The 15,839-nt window shown below is 58.7% G+C and carries 13 protein-coding genes; 8 read left to right on the forward strand and 5 right to left on the reverse strand.

Annotated features, from left to right (window positions below; genetic code table 11):
- Window positions 1–391 precede the first annotated feature (391 nt).
- The 3 genes from B5527_RS09670 to B5527_RS09685 all read left to right on the forward strand — a co-directional run bounded on the left by B5527_RS09670 (window position 392) and on the right by B5527_RS09685 (window position 4,375).
- Complete coding sequence (locus B5527_RS09670) at window positions 392–814, forward strand: hypothetical protein (protein ID WP_079601080.1); 423 nt, start codon at window positions 392–394, stop codon at window positions 812–814.
- A gap of 866 nt (window positions 815–1,680) precedes the next feature.
- A complete protein-coding gene (locus B5527_RS09680) occupies window positions 1,681–3,120 on the forward strand; it encodes an IS1182 family transposase (RefSeq protein ID WP_079600895.1) in 1,440 nt (479 codons plus the stop codon).
- 298 nt (window positions 3,121–3,418) lie between these two features.
- A complete protein-coding gene (locus B5527_RS09685) occupies window positions 3,419–4,375 on the forward strand; it encodes a hypothetical protein (protein ID WP_079601081.1) in 957 nt (318 codons plus the stop codon).
- A 1,473-nt stretch (window positions 4,376–5,848) separates the two neighbouring features.
- Here B5527_RS09685 and B5527_RS09695 read toward each other — a convergent pair.
- Complete coding sequence (locus B5527_RS09695; RefSeq protein WP_079601082.1) at window positions 5,849–7,009, reverse strand: OpgC domain-containing protein; 1,161 nt, start codon at window positions 7,007–7,009, stop codon at window positions 5,849–5,851.
- Between the two features lie 502 nt (window positions 7,010–7,511).
- Here B5527_RS09695 and B5527_RS09700 point away from each other — a divergent pair.
- From B5527_RS09700 to B5527_RS43665, 3 genes are all read left to right on the forward strand, one after another.
- Entirely contained in the window at window positions 7,512–8,813 is a 1,302-nt protein-coding gene (locus tag B5527_RS09700) for an LssY C-terminal domain-containing protein (protein ID WP_079601083.1), read from the forward strand.
- Window positions 8,814–9,671 carry a CHAT domain-containing protein gene (locus tag B5527_RS47580; protein WP_079601084.1) on the forward strand — a complete coding sequence of 286 codons (858 nt, stop codon included), beginning with the start codon at window positions 8,814–8,816 and terminating at the stop codon, window positions 9,669–9,671. It abuts the gene before it with no gap.
- A gap of 1,018 nt (window positions 9,672–10,689) precedes the next feature.
- On the forward strand, window positions 10,690–10,974 hold the full coding sequence (locus B5527_RS43665; protein ID WP_154072126.1) for a hypothetical protein: 285 nt from the start codon (window positions 10,690–10,692) through the stop codon (window positions 10,972–10,974).
- A gap of 225 nt (window positions 10,975–11,199) precedes the next feature.
- Here B5527_RS43665 and B5527_RS43670 read toward each other — a convergent pair whose 3' ends face one another.
- From B5527_RS43670 to B5527_RS43675, 3 genes are all read right to left on the reverse strand, one after another.
- Window positions 11,200–11,376, reverse strand: coding sequence for a hypothetical protein (locus B5527_RS43670; RefSeq protein WP_154072127.1), 177 nt, complete (start codon window positions 11,374–11,376; stop codon window positions 11,200–11,202).
- Between the two features lie 36 nt (window positions 11,377–11,412).
- Window positions 11,413–11,808, reverse strand: a complete 396-nt coding sequence (locus B5527_RS09720) for a hypothetical protein (RefSeq protein WP_079601087.1) — start codon at window positions 11,806–11,808, stop codon at window positions 11,413–11,415.
- Between the two features lie 72 nt (window positions 11,809–11,880).
- Window positions 11,881–12,174, reverse strand: a complete 294-nt coding sequence (locus tag B5527_RS43675; protein WP_154072128.1) for a hypothetical protein — start codon at window positions 12,172–12,174, stop codon at window positions 11,881–11,883.
- A gap of 556 nt (window positions 12,175–12,730) precedes the next feature.
- Here B5527_RS43675 and B5527_RS09730 point away from each other — a divergent pair.
- Window positions 12,731–13,240, forward strand: a complete 510-nt coding sequence (locus B5527_RS09730) for a hypothetical protein (RefSeq protein WP_079601089.1) — start codon at window positions 12,731–12,733, stop codon at window positions 13,238–13,240.
- A gap of 96 nt (window positions 13,241–13,336) precedes the next feature.
- Here B5527_RS09730 and B5527_RS09735 read toward each other — a convergent pair whose 3' ends face one another.
- Window positions 13,337–14,374, reverse strand: a complete 1,038-nt coding sequence (locus B5527_RS09735; RefSeq protein ID WP_079601090.1) for a 2-dehydropantoate 2-reductase — start codon at window positions 14,372–14,374, stop codon at window positions 13,337–13,339.
- 110 nt (window positions 14,375–14,484) lie between these two features.
- Here B5527_RS09735 and B5527_RS09740 point away from each other — a divergent pair, with 110 nt between their 5' ends.
- The gene (locus tag B5527_RS09740; protein ID WP_079601091.1) at window positions 14,485–15,384 is read left to right on the forward strand and encodes a LysR family transcriptional regulator; all 900 of its coding nucleotides are present in this window, start codon (window positions 14,485–14,487) and stop codon (window positions 15,382–15,384) included.
- The last annotated feature ends 455 nt before the right edge of the window (window positions 15,385–15,839 follow it).

Raw genomic sequence — 15,839 nt, forward strand, 5'->3', positions numbered from 1 at the left:
CGCAGGTACTAAGTGTCGCCTCGCAAATGCCCCTTGATGATGTGCTCGGGCATGTCGGATGTTCGCGGATGAAGCGGGCACGTCGAGTGCACCGGTAAGCCGTAATATCGTCCTGTATTGAAGAGCCGCCGACGGGGCGGCTTTTTCTTTTAAGGCCTTCTTATTAGCGTCATGTCCGAGTTTGGCACTTTTGAGACATGCCGAATGATCCTGAGAATGTCTGCTAATGGGGGAAGACCGGAAGTGACCGGCGCGCGGTCAAAGTGACGCGATTGGACCCAAAGCAGTCATCCCGCCGGTCCAAATCGGGCGCAAGTTGCCTTCGCCAATGGCAGCTATTGGCTTTGCGGGCCCGCCACCCTAGAATTGCGGCGATCGCAGGACGGGCGAAATGCAGTATGTTTGCGACGCGGCGAAGGGTAAGACCTGGTTCCGTATCGAGACGGAAGGTGAAGCGGCGCATGAGTCGCGCCTGATGAGCCACACAGTCGAGAAATATTTCTGCCGCGAGCGGGAGAAGGCAGTCCAATCCTGGCGTCCGGTGTGGCCCAACGCGATCGAGCGCGACATCGGCCTCGAGGCCCATGTACAGCGAGAGATGCCGCTTTTCCTCACGTTGCGCGACAGGGAGGGCAATGCACTGGCTACAGCGATGCTGCCACCGGGTGGCAAGGATCGCGGCGGGTTCCGGATCATCATCGTTGCCGCATCCAATGCCGATCCTTATCCTGAGCAGGACGCGGCCATCGCTGCGCTAGGAGCGCATTTCGGTCTCACACTCGATCGCCACCGCTGCTTCCCCTACGGCCGCTAAGGAGCCTGACAAGTATCGCTGCTTGATTGGAGCGATGTCGGCTCATGGCACTTAACAGACATGACCAGCCACGCTGACGACATCCGCTCATTGGGGAACAGCGGAGTGCGCCGGGAGACCGGCAAGGAGTAGATGGTGCAAGTCCATCACGATGAAGGAGTAGCGACCCGCATCGACCCCGAGTCATGCGCAGATGCCCGCGAGGGCATCGGCGAAGCGTTGACAGGGGAGCGCATAGGCCAGCCATTGAGCCGCGATAGTACCCTCATCCTGGGTGCCGACGTCGTTCCGCTGACGGAAGGCAATACGGATGGGCGCGATAGTGCGAGCGCCCAGACGGCCCGGCGTGGTCGTAGACACTGGCATGTGCGGACGCTCTTTGCTCGGGAACCGGGAGATCTCATGGTCGGCCAGCGCCACATGCGTGTAGCGCTGGTCCGTGTCGGGAAGGCGAGGAGCCGTAGCCGATGATGTACGATCATGAGAAGTCTGACCCCGCCATAGTAGCTGTGAAGCCGACGAACAAGGCCGGGCAACCGGCTGCGGAGTTGGTGGAGCCAAGGGCGGGGGCCGAGGGGAATGTGAGTCAGCAAAGCACGGGCCGGGCACAGTACCGGGAAACCGTGTCACAGGCGCTGAAGCGCATACGGAATTTCGTGAGAATATCACGACGCGCCGTTACACACCCGAGGTGGGAGCCGTGTGACCGAATTGGGCTCGCACGGATCTGTGCGGGGGGGGCGCGGGGTAACTCGCGTCCCTACCGCGAACATCGATAATTCGCAGTTTGATGGCTCTTTTTGACCCTGGCTGCGTGAAAACGAACTGTCTGCTATGATTCGCTTGGCGATTTGCCGGGGGCAATCATGAAACGCTTCGTTGAGGGTGCCGATCGCGGACAATCGACGTTGTTGCCGGAATGCCTCGATGAGTGGGTCGAGGAGAGCAATTGCGTTCGTGTGGTGGATTGCTTTGTCGACGGGCTCGATCTGGCCGATCTCGGTTTCGAAGGCGTCGAGCCTGCAGCGACAGGCCGGCCTGCCTACCACCCCTCGGTTCTTCTGAAGCTTTACATCTACGGCTATCTCAACCGAGTGCAGTCGAGCCGCCGGCTTGAGCGCGAAGCCGGCCGAAACCTGGAAGTCATATGGCTACTCGGTCGGCTCGTTCCCGATGACAAGGTGATTGCCGATTTCCGCAAGGACAATGGCCCGGCGATCCGCAGGGCATGCGCGAGCTTCGTCAATCTCTGTCGCCAGATGGGTCTGTTGGCGAAGGCGAGCGTCGCGATCGACGGCAGCAAGTTCAAAGCGGTCAATAATCGAGATCGCAATTTTACCCGGGGGAAGATCGATCGCCGGCGCGCGCAACTCGAGGAGAGTGTGGCGCGGTATCTCTCCCAGCTCGATACGGCGGATAGGCAGGAACCGTCCGAAGTGCTGGTGCTCAAGACGACGCGGCTCAAGGAGAAGCTCGACAAGCTGAAAGAGGAAATGGGCAAACTCGCAGCCTACGAGAAGCAAATGTTGGCCTCGCCGGATCACCAAATCTCGCTCACTGATCCCGATAGCCGCTCGATGGCAACAAGTGGGCGTGGCTCGGGCGTCGTCGGCTACAATGTGCAGGTCGCGGTCGACACCGTGAACCATCTGATCGTGACGCACGATGTGACGAATATCGGCTCGGATCGCTCACAACTGGCGAACGTGGCGCGGGAAGCCAAGGCCGTTCTGCAAGTCGATAAACTCGAAGCCGTCGCCGACCGCGGCTACTTCAATGGCGAAGAGATCCTGGCCTGCGAGCAGGCAGGCATTTGCGTGACGTTGCCCAAACCGATGACGTCGGGCGCGAAGTCGGAAGGCCGCTTCGGCAAGCAGGACTTCGTCTATGTGCCGGAGGAGGATGTCTATCGTTGCCCCGCCGGCGAGAAGCTCAAATTCCACTATGCCAATGAGGAACACGGGCAGAAGATGCGCCGGTACTGGACGAACGCCTGCAAGACCTGCGCAATCAAGGATCAGTGCACCACAGGCAAAGAACGCCGCATCACGCGATGGGAGCATGAGCACGTTCTCGAAATCGTGCAGCAGCGGCTGGATCAAGATCCCCAGGCCATGCGCCGCCGGCGCGAGACGGTTGAGCATCCCTTCGGCACGCTCAAGATGAGAATGGGCGCGACGCACTTCTTGATGAAGACGCTGCCGAAGGTCGCGAGCGAGATGGCGCTCAGCGTACTCGCCTACAATCTGACGCGGGTCATGAATATCGTCGGTACAAGGGCGTTGCTGGCAGCGATCAGAGCGTGAGTGTGGAGACCCCACTGCGTGCCGATACCGAGCCAGACCATGCCCAGCATTCCCCGCCACGACTCGGAGGCGGCCCCTGATCGCCCAACAGGAAAAAATTGCTCAGATCGGCCGTGTCGGACTACGCCGACCGGATCGTGGACGTTCCCGGCCCGCGTCAGCGCGTTATCACGCAACCAAGACCCTTGGCGGACATCGGATTGTCGCTAAATGACCGGTAAGTGAAGCCCCCTGGCTCTTAGAATGTGCTAATTTGAGCCGGCACGATCCACTGTCTTCAGCCCGGAACCGTTGCACCATGACCGATTATCATAATCCGGCATGGACCAAAGAAAGCCGCTTCCGCGGTAGCCTCGACGATGTGATTATCATCCCGCTCGTTGTTGTTGCGCTCGCGGCCAAGAAAATCCTGCATTTCATCCTTTCGATCCTGATGCGGCTGCTCGACTACGCTTTCCCTTTGGCAATGCAGATCGTCTGGCTTCCGCTCTTCGCGGCCAGGGTTCTTGGCAATGTCATCGTTACTGCCATAAGCGTCGCGTTGCGTCTTGTTCCCCTTTCCGAGACGAATCGCCGGCGCTGGAGCATAGCGATCCGCCGGAACTGGTCGTGGCTTCGGCGGAAGATTAGCTATCAGGCGTTCGAACGAGCTGTGCATACCGCCTTTGAGAGCGGCATGGCATTCGTGTTCCGGAAATGCCGGCATCTCACGCCGAACACCGCACTGCTCGTGATCCTGGGCGCGGTACTTTGGCTCCCGATCTCTTTCGGGGCAGCAACGGCGATGCACGCGATATTGTTTGCGAAGGTCACGTCCTGGCCGGCGTGGATGCAACTCTTGCATCCGCTGGCAACGGTCATCGCGAAGAGCAAGCTCTTGGTGCTGCCGGTGTACCCGGCAGCCTGGCCAAAGGCCAAAAGACATCCCCTCGTTCAGCTCGTATTCAAGGGCTATGAAACCCTCAAGCGCATGTATGTGATCAAAAAGGTCGGCTTTCGCTATCGGCAGACAGAGATCGTTGGCATCGCAGTGGTTGAGAGGCTCGAGCGCACCGTCGGCATCGCATCGGCGGTGAGGTGGCGGCGCAACGCGCACGTTGCCGAACATTTCGGCGTCGAGAAGCCCACTCAGAAATTGCAATCGTTCTTCTCGCGATGGTCAATCAAGTTCTCGGCCGAATACTACGAAGCGAAAGAACAGCAAGCCTCAGATGTCCTATCGTTAAGCAGCAGCGGGCTGCGAACGCTGAGGTGATCGTCAATCTCAAAACCATTCCGATACTTTTGCTGCTCGGCTGCGCCGGGACGGACTGCGGTTACCCAACGCCTCTTGGCACGAAGCGGACCAGTCCGCCCGGTCTGACGATGTCCTTTCATCGGGGTAGAGCGGACTCTCCACGAATGGCTCTCCACTTCCGAGTTTGACCCTGAAAAGACGGTCACTCTGATCCTATCGGCTAGATCCGGGAAAGGCCCTTCTGCGGACTAGTGCGATGTCGGACTTCGGTGCCGCCGACTAACGTTGGCTAATAAATTCACTAATAACCAAACTACGGCAGCACACAGAACACCGGCGTAAAGCCCAAAGAATGGACGATAGGACAAGCCTTCGAGATATCGCTGGAGTTCAAGAGCCTGAAAAACGGTGAAACTGACGAGCCAGATCAACCGGACGAACCATTTCCACAATATCGGGTCCAGATCACTTCCTTTCCGCCGAGCTATTCTGAGGGCAAGGAACACGAGCAATGCGACAAAAATCGAAAACCAAGTCATATTGGGTCCGTCCAGTTTGGCGAACAAGTAAACTAAAACATTTTCAATGTTGGCCGACCATAGATCGCAAATTGATTAAATTGTGCGCCCACGCAATTGCGGCGACGTTGGCGCGGGCTGGTATAGATGTCCGCTCTTGGCACTTTTCGGACGTGGCCGATCTAGCTGACGATGTCGGTTCTTGGGGGCAAAGCGGAGTGCGCCGGGAGACCGGCAAGGAGTAGATGGTGCAAGTCCATCACGATGAAGGAGTAGCGACCCGCATCGACCCCGAGTCATGCGCAGATGCCCGCGAGGGCATCGGCGAAGCGTTGACAGGGGAGCGCATAGGCCAGCCATTGAGCCGCGATAGTACCCTCATCCTGGGTGCCGACGTCGTTCCGCTGACGGAAGGCAATACGGATGGGCGCGATAGTGCGAGCGCCCAGACGGCCCGGCGTGGTCGTAGACACTGGCATGTGCGGACGCTCTTTGCTCGGGAACCGGGAGATCTCATGGTCGGCCAGCGCCACATGCGTGTAGCGCTGGTCCGTGTCGGGAAGGCGAGGAGCCGTAGCCGATGATGTACGATCATGAGAAGTCTGACCCCGCCATAGTAGCTGTGAAGCCGACGAACAAGGCCGGGCAACCGGCTGCGGAGTTGGTGGAGCCAAGGGCGGGGGCCGAGGGGAATGTGAGACAGCAAAGCACGGGCCGGGCACAGTACCGGGGAACCGTGTCACAGGCGCTGAAGCGCATACGGAATTTCGTGAGAATATCACGACGCGCCGTTACACACCCGAGGTGGGAGCCGTGTGCCCGAATTGGGCTCGCACGGATCTGTGCGGGGGGCGCGGGGTAACTCGCGTCCCTACCGCGAACTCACAGCCGACAATCGCGGAAACGACCGAATGACCCAAGCGACATTATCGGCGAGCGGATTGAGACATCGTTGTTGTCGCCTGATTTTCACTCAGGGCGAGCTGTTTCTTGCCGGATGCTGCCTGGGTTTGATGCTGATCAGGTTCAGCAGCGTTGCGCTCACGATCATCGCTATGATGCCACCAACACTTAACGCGATCTGCATCGCAAGCCCGTTCGAGATGTCGAGCAGCGCCATGTGGCTAACGAAAGCCAGCAAAACGCTAAGGCAATAAATAGGTAGCGAGTTCTGGCCGCAGCGGATCGCGCCGCGCATCACGGGCGTCTCCAGCGCTCGCCAGTTGCGAGGAACCAACCATGCCGCCAAAACGGCTATTGCCAGAAAATGCAGCAGTCGCAAGGGGTCGAGATTCGATTTGTCCAATGGGTAGAGCAGATATGCCAGCATTTGCGGGATCAGTGCTTCCAGCGGCTTGATGCGCCAGCTCAGTGCGGTGATCAGGCTGAAGAGCAGATAGAGGACTGCGAGGACAAGCGCCGCGCGTGACCTCACCCACGGCTGGACCTTGTTGCCCTCGATGATCCACCACGCGCCAAGCACAACCAGCAACTGCCAGGCCATCGGATTGAAGGCCCAGTGGCTGTTCGGCCACGCCGGGACGGTCCAGCCGAAGAAATGCACCAGCACATAGAGCGCCACCGAGGCGCCAAGCGTCAGGTTCGGCACCCGCAGCAGCAGCCACAGCAGCGGCGCGAACAACAGGTGAAGAAGCACGAAGATGGGTAAGACGTCGGTGTTGACTGGACGGTATTGCAAGATCGCCGCGCGCGCGAGCGTCGCGCCCGGCTGATCCAGCAGAATGCGCGTATTGCTCGCGTCAGCGGAAGGGCCGCCGCCTACGAGGTGAATCAAGATGGCGCTCGCGAGCGTCAGCAGCAGAAATGCGACATAAATATCCCAGCTTCGCCGCAGCGTCCGGCCAATCACTCCGGTCCAGCCCTCGCAGCGCCATGCCTTGCCGTAGGCCAGCGCACAGGTTACACCCGAGATGAACATGAATACTTCCGCGGCATCGCTGAAGCCGTAGTTCCGCGGCGTCAGCCAACTTCCGATGTTGTTGGGAATATGATCAAGAAATATCCACCACAATGCGATGCCTCGGCAGGCATCTATTCGCAGGTCGCGGCCCCAGTCTTTCAGCTCCAGCAGCTCGTCGACCAATGGCTTGGGGGTAGCGCTTTGATCGTGCATCCGGTTGCCCCAACCAGCTAAATGAACCTGGCGTGTGCGTCACCACCGATCACTTGAAAATGTTAGTCGAAGCAAAGGACTCGCGAACGTGAAGTGGTTCACCTTCCATGTGCGTCACAGCGCCGCTTAGCGAATTCTGCCGTGGTAACCTGATCTTCTGTGATCCGTTTCAGATCAGATGATCGAGACCATTGCGCACCGTGAAGACCGCGCATATGGCTAAACGGAAGTATAATTGTCCAATCGAGTGCTTCCGCTTTTGGCACGAAACTGACATGGCCGGCCTGGTCGGCGATGTCCGGTCTCGGGGGTAGAACGGAAGTCGGATTTCGGGGCCGTCAGGTCCGAGTCTGACCAAGCGGCCATAGGGCGGACGTCTGACAAGAGTCCGGTTACGACCCAGGCAGGATCGTAAGCGCAACCACGTTGACCTGGATCAATGGGAGCACACTGCGATATTCCGAACCTGTGTTGGCCTAAATTGGCCGCATCGGATTGACACATGACGAAGAACTGGCGTGGGCCGTTCATAACTGTGGTGCTGCTTGCACTGTTCGCCGCGTTCAATCGTTCCAGCGGCGCTGACCCTGACCTGACAGCGGAGCAGCCCTTTATGTCCCGCGCTGAGGTTCGCCAGCAGGGAGCGGTCACCGTTCGCGCTGCGGTGCTGACCGACGACGAAAGTGAACGATATTTCGGCGCATCACTGGCTGACCATGGCATCCAAGTCGTTTGGCTGAGCGTAGATAACGCCAGCGATTTGCGGCTGCGCTTTCTGCCGATCGTCACCGACCCGAATTATTTCTCGGCCCCGGAAGTCGAACGGTTACTTCGCGTCTGGTGGTGGTCGGGCAGTACCAATGCATCGATCGCAGCGGTAGCGGCGCGAACCCCGGTGCCGGATGTGATTCCGCAAAAACAGACCGCTGCCGGGTTCGTCTTCACGCACCGCGAAGGCGGTTTGAAGCTGCTTGAGGTCGGGTTCGAGACCGATAGGCAGATGCTTCGGTTCAGGTTCGTGCTGCCGGTCGGCGGCCGCTCATACGCGATCCAGAAAACCGACTTTGGAACCATTTATTCGCCCGGTACAATCGAGGCCGTCGATCTTGCGACACTGCGCGAAAAGCTGGCGCAGTTGCGCTGTTGCACGACCAACAAGGCCGCTAATACCAACGGTGATCCGCTCAATATCGTAGTCGTTGGGCGCGGCATTGACGCGCTATTTGCCTTCATCGAGCGAGGCTGGAGGCTTGACGAGCCGTTCGACCTCCACAGCGTTTACCGGACTATTCGGGCCTTCTTGTTTGGCAGCGAATATTTCAACGCGCCGGTCAGCCCGCTATATGTTTTTGGGCGCCAGCAGGATGTCGCGCTGCAGAAAGCGCGCGACACCGTCAGCCTGCGCAATCATCTACGGCTCTGGCTGGCACCGTTCACCATTGACGGACTTCAGGTGTGGGTTGGCCAAATCAGCCGCGACATCGGCATCAAGCTGACCACACAATCCTGGTATCTGACGACCCACGTTATTAGTCCGGAAGTGGATCAGGACCGCTTCTATCTGATGCAGGACTTGTTCCTGTCCGGGGCTGTTTCACGCTTTGGCTTTGTCCGAGGCGTAGGCGCGTCGTCCATGCCCGATCCACGGGTAAATCTCACCGGCGAGCACTATTTGACTGATGGCCTGCGGCTCGTGTTGTTCCTCAATGAGCCGCGCCGCGCGTTCGACCAGATCGATTTTTTGGATTGGGAGCGCGTTGACCCCGTAAAACGGCCGCTGCCGCTGGGCGTGTCTGGCGGATAAGTGAGAGGCAATGTCGCTTTCTGGCACAAAGCGGACATCCCGCACGCTCCGACCCACGTCCGCTTTCGGGGAGAACAGCGGACATCACGTCCCGCGCGGTTTCCATGGAGCGTCGTTCTTAGGGGCTCGCCGCGAACACTAGGTCCTCACGTCGCTCAGGCGGCTTCACCGCGGCTCAAGACAGTCAAGCGTGACGCAGCTAATGCATCTAAGCTCGACCCCGACTCTCTGAGATATTTGCGTCCGTTACCGGAGACCGCTGACGAAGTTTGTGAGGTTGGACGTGATTTAGATGCGTCCAACGCTGACATATTTCTCGGGGAGCGGGCGACCGAGGGCGTTGTGAAGGCTTTAAGTCGTAAAAATGAACTTTCCAACTACCGGATAGTGCATTTCGCGACGCACGGGTTTCTTCCGGGGCAAGCAGGCTCCGGATCGGAGGCTGCTTTGCTGCTCACGCCTCCGGCCAAGGCGACGGACGATGACGATGGGCTGCTCACCGCGTCAGAAATCGCAGATCTGAGACTAGATGCAGACTGGGTAATCCTGTCAGCCTGCAATACCGGGGCCGGCGGCACAGAAAATGGAGTTCCCCTTTCCGGACTTGCGAAGGTGTTCTTTTATGCCGGCGCCCGGTCTCTCCTTGTATCGTCGTGGCCCGTGTATTCGGACGCCGCAGTCGCGACTTTAGAGAACACCTTTCGGATACTTGCTCGCTCAACGGAGTCGCAGCCTCTGGTAAGGGCGGAGGCCTTGCGTCAAGCGATGAATGAGGTGAGAAGCTCGCCATCGCATCCTTACTTTGCCCATCCTGCAGAATGGGGAGCTTTTGTTCTGGTAGGAAACGGGACATTCTAAAGGATCGGGACAAAAACCTCGCTGGAGCCTTAGCAAATATACGGTGATTAAATAAACCGCTCGGGCGCAGTGGAGCATTGCAAGGTTCGATTCGCGTAATGGGCGGTTATGGAACGTCGGGTTTTGGCGCAAAGCGGACCTTCAGGGCTTCCACAACAGCAGTTTACTGCTGGGACGGATCGTCAGGGGCGAGGGCGACAATCACGCCGCGGCGGATTAAGGCGCGGCCGGTTTAGTGCGAGAGTATGCGCAATGGCGCTCTCGAGGTCCCGCGCTGCGCGTAAGTTTTACGACCGCGATGATTTGCCCTTCCTGAATTCTCATCGCAATCTCCTGTCGGAGGGGCCTCCTGGCGCCTTCTCGTTAATGTCAATGTCGAGCGGCACGTGCCTCAGCAACGCCTGTCCCTGTCGCAAACTCAATCTGACTAGCGGTTGATCGAGAATCGGGCGATGCTGTTATGGGATGAGAGATCTTGTCAGGGCTCATTGTTTGGGTGGTCGCAGATCTGTTTCGGTCGCGGGCAGCGCTCGAGGCTGAAATTTGGACGTTGCGGCAGCAGATAAACGTTCTGCGGCGAACCGCTCCTAAGCCTGCACATCGCGGAAAAGTTTGGGGTCTACTGCACCGCTGACCCGCATGAGATAAAAAAAGAGTACACCAAGCTTCGCGAAGACGGCGGTGTCGTGTGGGCGACAATGCGCTCCGAAATAATCTGCGCGCCTTGTCTGCTCGGGCGCATGGAAGGCGAGTTCATTGTTGATCCTCGCAGCGTCTATCCGAAGAGTTCCCCGTGTCGGCTCAGAGCGCGATAGGCTGTAGAGCCGACGCGGTTCTCGCCCCAACATCTAGGTCGATTGCCTCGTCATTGCCGGCGATCAATTCGCGAAAAAAAGCCCCGCGAGATGCGGGGCTTCTTTTGTTTCAACGGCCGCGCATCAGAGCCGAGGGAGTCAGTGTCGATCCGCTTGGATCAGCTGCGACTGCGATGGGACCCAGCGTGTTCCCGGAGATGTTCATGGGTCTGATGGCGATAGGGCCTGTCTGGCCGACCGTGACGCCTGTGGTACGGCCGGGCATCAGAGCCGACGGAGTCAGTGTCGATCCGCTTGGATCAGTCGCGACTGCGATGGGAGTCAGTGTCGATCCGCTGGGATCAGCTGCGACTGCGATGGGACCCAGCGTGTTCCCGGAGATGTTCATGGGTCTGGTGGCGATATGGCCTGTCTGGCCGACCGTGACGCCTGTGGTGGGTAACTCAGTTCCTGGCAGGCTGACCATGACGCCTGTGGTGCGGTACTGAGTTCCTGGCAGGTTCATCGGGGCTTGCGCCAAGGCGAACGTCGCCGGGAGCGTAAAAGCAAGTGCCAGTGCGATGGTCGTCAGTTTCATGGATTTCTCCTTGCGTTTGGACAAGCGAAGACGTGGGAATCCCGGCTTGATTGTTCGATTAAATTCTTCGTAAGCCCGATACAAGTCCGGCAGGTTGTTCACGGCTCGCAGAGCCGCGGTGCTCAAACAATCGTCTTCATCGCATGCTGTCGTCGCCGATGCCGGCGTGCTTGGCAAACAGCAGAATTGCGTAAGCTTCTTCGGCCCGGCTCTTTGCCCACCAAATGTCGCGGCTTTTTTGGTTTCGAAGCCTTGCAGAAAACTCTGGATCCTGCTGGCGAGCTTCGAGCAGAACCGTTTCAGTTTCTCTCAACTGCGCGATGGTGTACGTGCGATCTCGGGCTGGGGGTCAATGTCCGGGTTGGGTGTGCGCCGTGCAAAGGCGGCGCTTTCCAGTGGGTGCAAGCCCCACCCGGCAACCGCTCCAGCCGGAAGCAATCGGACCAGCCATGTAGGTAACGGAGTGGCTGAGGCAGGCCTGCAATTCGCGATAACTGGAAATGCCGTGCCTGCCGTCTCCGCCGACTTGCCGGTTACAGATGCTTTTTTCGCTGGGAGTAAATTGTTTCCATTCCGTTTGAAGTTTCACGCGCGCTTGCGTCTCACGGGTCACGCAGCTATTCAGCTCCACCTTCGAGCCGATTTCGAACTGGCACTCCCGCGCGATATCGAATTTCGGCACGACATCCGCGATAAGCGTGGGGTGCAGGGAAGTCAGAATAATGATCGGCAGGTGAATCAGCATTTTTGTTCTCCGAACTGCGTAAGCAAGAGGTGATCGACGAAGCTGATGTGGGTTCGCAATCCATCGACACCACTAAATTGAATTTTCAGCCGTCTGAAACCAGCAGGCGCTGGTGCATTCGCGTTGAACGACGAGTTGCTTCAAATCAGCTGCCGCCGCTAAGGCATGCCATTGTCGAGAGGAATTCGAGCCGCCGATCTCATTCGTATCCGTGTCGAACCTTCGCAACTCGGAATTGCGATCGAGTTTTTCGGAATCGCAATCCGGAGAATGTATTTCAAAGATGCGAGCATCAAACGGCTTAGTAGCAGCGCCGTGCAGATCAACGGCGCTTCGATTTTTCTCTGGAATGGGATGGCCGGCCATACGAGACTGCCATCCGGAATTTCAAAGATATATTCAGATATCTGAAACGCTTCCCCAAAGAAGTCGAGTTTGAACCAGCGCGGGATCAGGCATAACCAATAGCGTTGGGAGCCGCGATCCATGCACAAGAAGTTCCTCGACCCGCCGGCATCCGCATTCCGTCAAGCGCCATCATCGCAATTCATCGGGCGAGGCGTGACTCAATGCGGCCACAAGCGTGGACCTGGCGTCGTCGTCATCTCCTCGGCCCGCATGTGGCCGGAGCGGTCGCGATTTTCAAAGTCCAAGCCTTCAATAGCCGGGTGCGGCCGTCGGGCATGTCAATAAACGCTGCCGCGTCGCAAAGGTCGACGATAATGGCTGGGCGAGCATAGTCTTGTTGAAGGCATACGCGAACGCACAGGTAGAGGCGAAGCGCGCGCAGTCGGGAACATAGGCGGCAGCTTCATTTAGCCGTGGCGCTGTCGGCTTTGCAGGCGATCAGGCGGAAAGTCCAATTACTGTTGTGATAGGCACAACGATTCTGCGTTCTGACGAAGGTTGAAAGGAAAGTTTGATGAGGCTTTGCGGCACCGCGATTGCTATTCTTTTGGTGTTTGGAACTACATCGGCATTTGCGGCCCCGATCGAAAGAGCTGCTGACTCGGCCGAGTGCAAGGGGATTATCGCGCGTCTCCTTGAAGCGACCGATGAAAGTTTCGACCACTATTCGCCTTCAGGCGAAGACGTGTTCTTCAGAAATCCCAAAAGTGTGCTGAGCTGCACGGGTCATCGGCATGCCGGCATTTCCCTGACGTGGGATGAGGGCGGCTTTCCGCCGAACGAGTGGTTCGGGCTACTCGCGAAGGCAGGCAAAGCGGTAACGGGAGCCGACTTAACAAAGCTGGAATCAGCATCCCGTCAGTGCTACCGCTCGGCACTGAAGGACAGAACAGAACTAGCCGACATGGAAATCCCCAATGCGAAGATCGAATGTCAGGATTTCACGCCTGACGGGGGCGGCCTGAACATTAGTATTTGGATGAACGACGCTTTGTCTGTGTCGCCCGTGCTGAATGAACGGTGACTCGCCGTTCTGATGTCCAACATAAGGCCGCCTGCTTTCGAGTCGGGGCTTTCGCTTAAAGGCCGCGCCGCTCGCTGCCAAAGGTCGAGACTCGGCCTATGCGTGGAGCCGCGTCAGGTTTGGTGCAGGAAAGCCCGAGCTTAGCGGGGCATCGTTGCCGTAGAGTGCAGCCTGCCGGCCACGTTCCTGTACCAACGCAAGCACGGTATCGATCGTCGGTGTTGCGACCTTGACGAGGCGGCCCATTTCCTGGACGGCGGTGACGAGTGCATCGATCTCCAGGGATCGGCCTCGTTCGAGATCTTGCAGCATCGAAATTTTGTGACCGACGACGGAACCGGCTGCATTCAGCCGCCGCTCCATCATTTCCTCCGGAATGGTGAGACCGAGCGATGCTGTTATCGCCTGGGCTTCGGCCATCATGGACTTGCATAGGGCGCGGAGGCCGGGCTCGGAGGTGACGCGATCGAGGGTCGCGAGAGTAAGAGCGCTGATCGGATTGAAGCAGACGTTGCCCCAGAGCTTGAGCCAGATGTTCCAGCGGATGGTTTCGCGGATCGGCACATCGAATCCGGCCGAAACCAGCGCATCGCGCAGGGCCACGATGCGTTCCGAGGTGGAGCCGTCGGGCTCGCCGATGGTGAAGCGCTTGAACAGGCGATGTTCGATCACGCCGGGCGCCACGACCTCGCAGGCGGGATCGACGACGCAGCCGATGGCGCGCTCCGGTCCAATCGCGTTCCATTGCGCGCCGCCGGGATCGACGCTTTCCAAATGATGGCCGTCCAGCGGGCCGCGCTCCTTGTAGAAATACCACCAGGGAATGCCGTTCATCGCTGTGAGAACGGCGGTGCGCGGACCGAGGAGCGGAGCGAACGCGCCCGCGCTGGCGTGGGCCTGCTGCGCCTTCAGCGCGCAGATCACGACATCCTGCGGGTCAAACGCCGCGGGGTCGTCGCTTGCCGGCAAGTCTACCGTGCGCATCTGTCCCTCCACGATTAACTTGAGCCCGTGGCTCCGAATGGCCGCCAGGTGCGCACCGCGGGCAATTGCGCAAACTTCATGGCCCGCCAATGCGAGCTCCCCAGCCATGTAGCCGCCGATCGCCCCGGCGCCGAATACGCATATCTTCATCGCTAGCTCCTCTGTTTGTCATCCAACGACAGACATATAGAGTCTCCCTGTTTTGGTGAGTATCGGGAGATTTGGCGGGACATCTTCCCGTTTTTCGCGATAATCCGCCCATGGATAAGTTCGCGGCGATGCGAGTGTTCGTCAGGATTGCGGATGCGGGGAATCTGTCAGCCGCAGGCCGTCAGCTGGGTCTTTCCTTGACCTCCGTCAGCCGCCAGCTCATCGCACTCGAAAAGTTCCTGGGCACTACGCTTGTCGAGAGGACGACGCGCCATCTCTCGCTGACGGAGTCCGGTCTACTCTACTACGAACGGGCGAAACAGATTTTGGAGGAGGTCGCCGAGGCGGAACGCGGCCTCACGGCGCAGAGGGGAATCGCGTCCGGCCGGTTGCATGTGAGCGCTCCTTCGCTGCTCGGTCGGTTGCGCTTGGCGCCAATGCTGCCCGGCTATCTGGCGGAGCAGACTCAGGTCTCTATCGATCTGATGCTGGTGGATCGGCCGGTACGTCTCGCCGACGAAGGTATCGATGTTGCCCTTCGCATTGGACCGCTGGAAGACTCAGACCTGATTGTCCGCAAGCTCGACGATGTCCAGCTTGTCGTCTGCGCCGCGCCGGAATATCTGCGCCGGCGCGGCGAGCCGGCGACGCCGGACGACCTGGTCGAGCACGACTGCCTGGCCTTCGGCGATGTACCGGGCGTAGCGGAATGGAGTTTCCAGGACGGCGCGGTGCGAAGATCTCTGCACATTCCAACCCGGCTTTGCGCCAACGACTTCGATACGTTGGTCAGTGCGGCTTTGGCAGGGGCCGGGCTTGTCCGAGTGCCGTCCTGGCAGGTTACGCATTTTCTCGCTGACCGGCGGCTCAGGATTGTGCTCGAGGCTTATCAGCGGCCGTCCACACCATTGAGCATCCTAACCCTGCGCAACCGCCTGCTTCTGCCGAAGGTGCGCGCCTTCGTGGACTTTCTGCAGCAGCACTGGATGCATCCGCGACCGCCTCTCTGATCTTGTGCCTACATACACCCGCTCATAAAGATCGTGTTCAGTCGGTTACGCGCTTTCGGGAAGCAACCTCTTCGCGTGTAGCCTTCAATACGAATTGATCGTCGAGCGGTGCGTTCCGTTCCCGTCCGTCACCACGGTCACCCCGATTTCCCCAACCCGAGACCGATAGTAACCCGAGACTGCCACCTGGATGCATTTCAAAGAAATATTTCAGATCTCTGAAGCGCTTCGCCAAAGAAATTGAGTTTGAAACAACGCAGGATCGGACGGAACCAATATCGTCAGGAGCCGCGATTCCATGCACAAGAAATCCTTCGACCCGCCAGCATCCGCGTTTCTTCAGGCGCCATCTTCGCAATTGATAGGGCGAAGCGTGACTCTTGTCTTGGCGGCTACAAGCGTGGACCTGGCGTAGTCGACATCTCCTTGATCGCCCAGCATGTGGCCGGAGCGGT

The organism is Bradyrhizobium erythrophlei (genome assembly GCF_900129425.1).
GTDB classification, from domain to species: Bacteria; Pseudomonadota; Alphaproteobacteria; order Rhizobiales; family Xanthobacteraceae; genus Bradyrhizobium; species Bradyrhizobium erythrophlei_C.

Coding starts and splice junctions, on each gene's coding strand:
- B5527_RS09670 (WP_079601080.1), top strand. CDS start 392: ATGCAGTATGTTTGCGACGCGGCGAAGGGTAAGACCTGGTTCCGTATC.
- B5527_RS09680 (WP_079600895.1), top strand. CDS start 1,681: ATGAAACGCTTCGTTGAGGGTGCCGATCGCGGACAATCGACGTTGTTG.
- B5527_RS09685 (WP_079601081.1), top strand. CDS start 3,419: ATGACCGATTATCATAATCCGGCATGGACCAAAGAAAGCCGCTTCCGC.
- B5527_RS09695 (WP_079601082.1), bottom strand. CDS start 7,009: ATGCACGATCAAAGCGCTACCCCCAAGCCATTGGTCGACGAGCTGCTG.
- B5527_RS09700 (WP_079601083.1), top strand. CDS start 7,512: ATGACGAAGAACTGGCGTGGGCCGTTCATAACTGTGGTGCTGCTTGCA.
- B5527_RS43665 (WP_154072126.1), top strand. CDS start 10,690: ATGGGTCTGATGGCGATAGGGCCTGTCTGGCCGACCGTGACGCCTGTG.
- B5527_RS09720 (WP_079601087.1), bottom strand. CDS start 11,808: ATGCTGATTCACCTGCCGATCATTATTCTGACTTCCCTGCACCCCACG.
- B5527_RS43675 (WP_154072128.1), bottom strand. CDS start 12,174: ATGGCCGGCCATCCCATTCCAGAGAAAAATCGAAGCGCCGTTGATCTG.
- B5527_RS09730 (WP_079601089.1), top strand. CDS start 12,731: ATGAGGCTTTGCGGCACCGCGATTGCTATTCTTTTGGTGTTTGGAACT.
- B5527_RS09735 (WP_079601090.1), bottom strand. CDS start 14,374: ATGAAGATATGCGTATTCGGCGCCGGGGCGATCGGCGGCTACATGGCT.
- B5527_RS09740 (WP_079601091.1), top strand. CDS start 14,485: ATGGATAAGTTCGCGGCGATGCGAGTGTTCGTCAGGATTGCGGATGCG.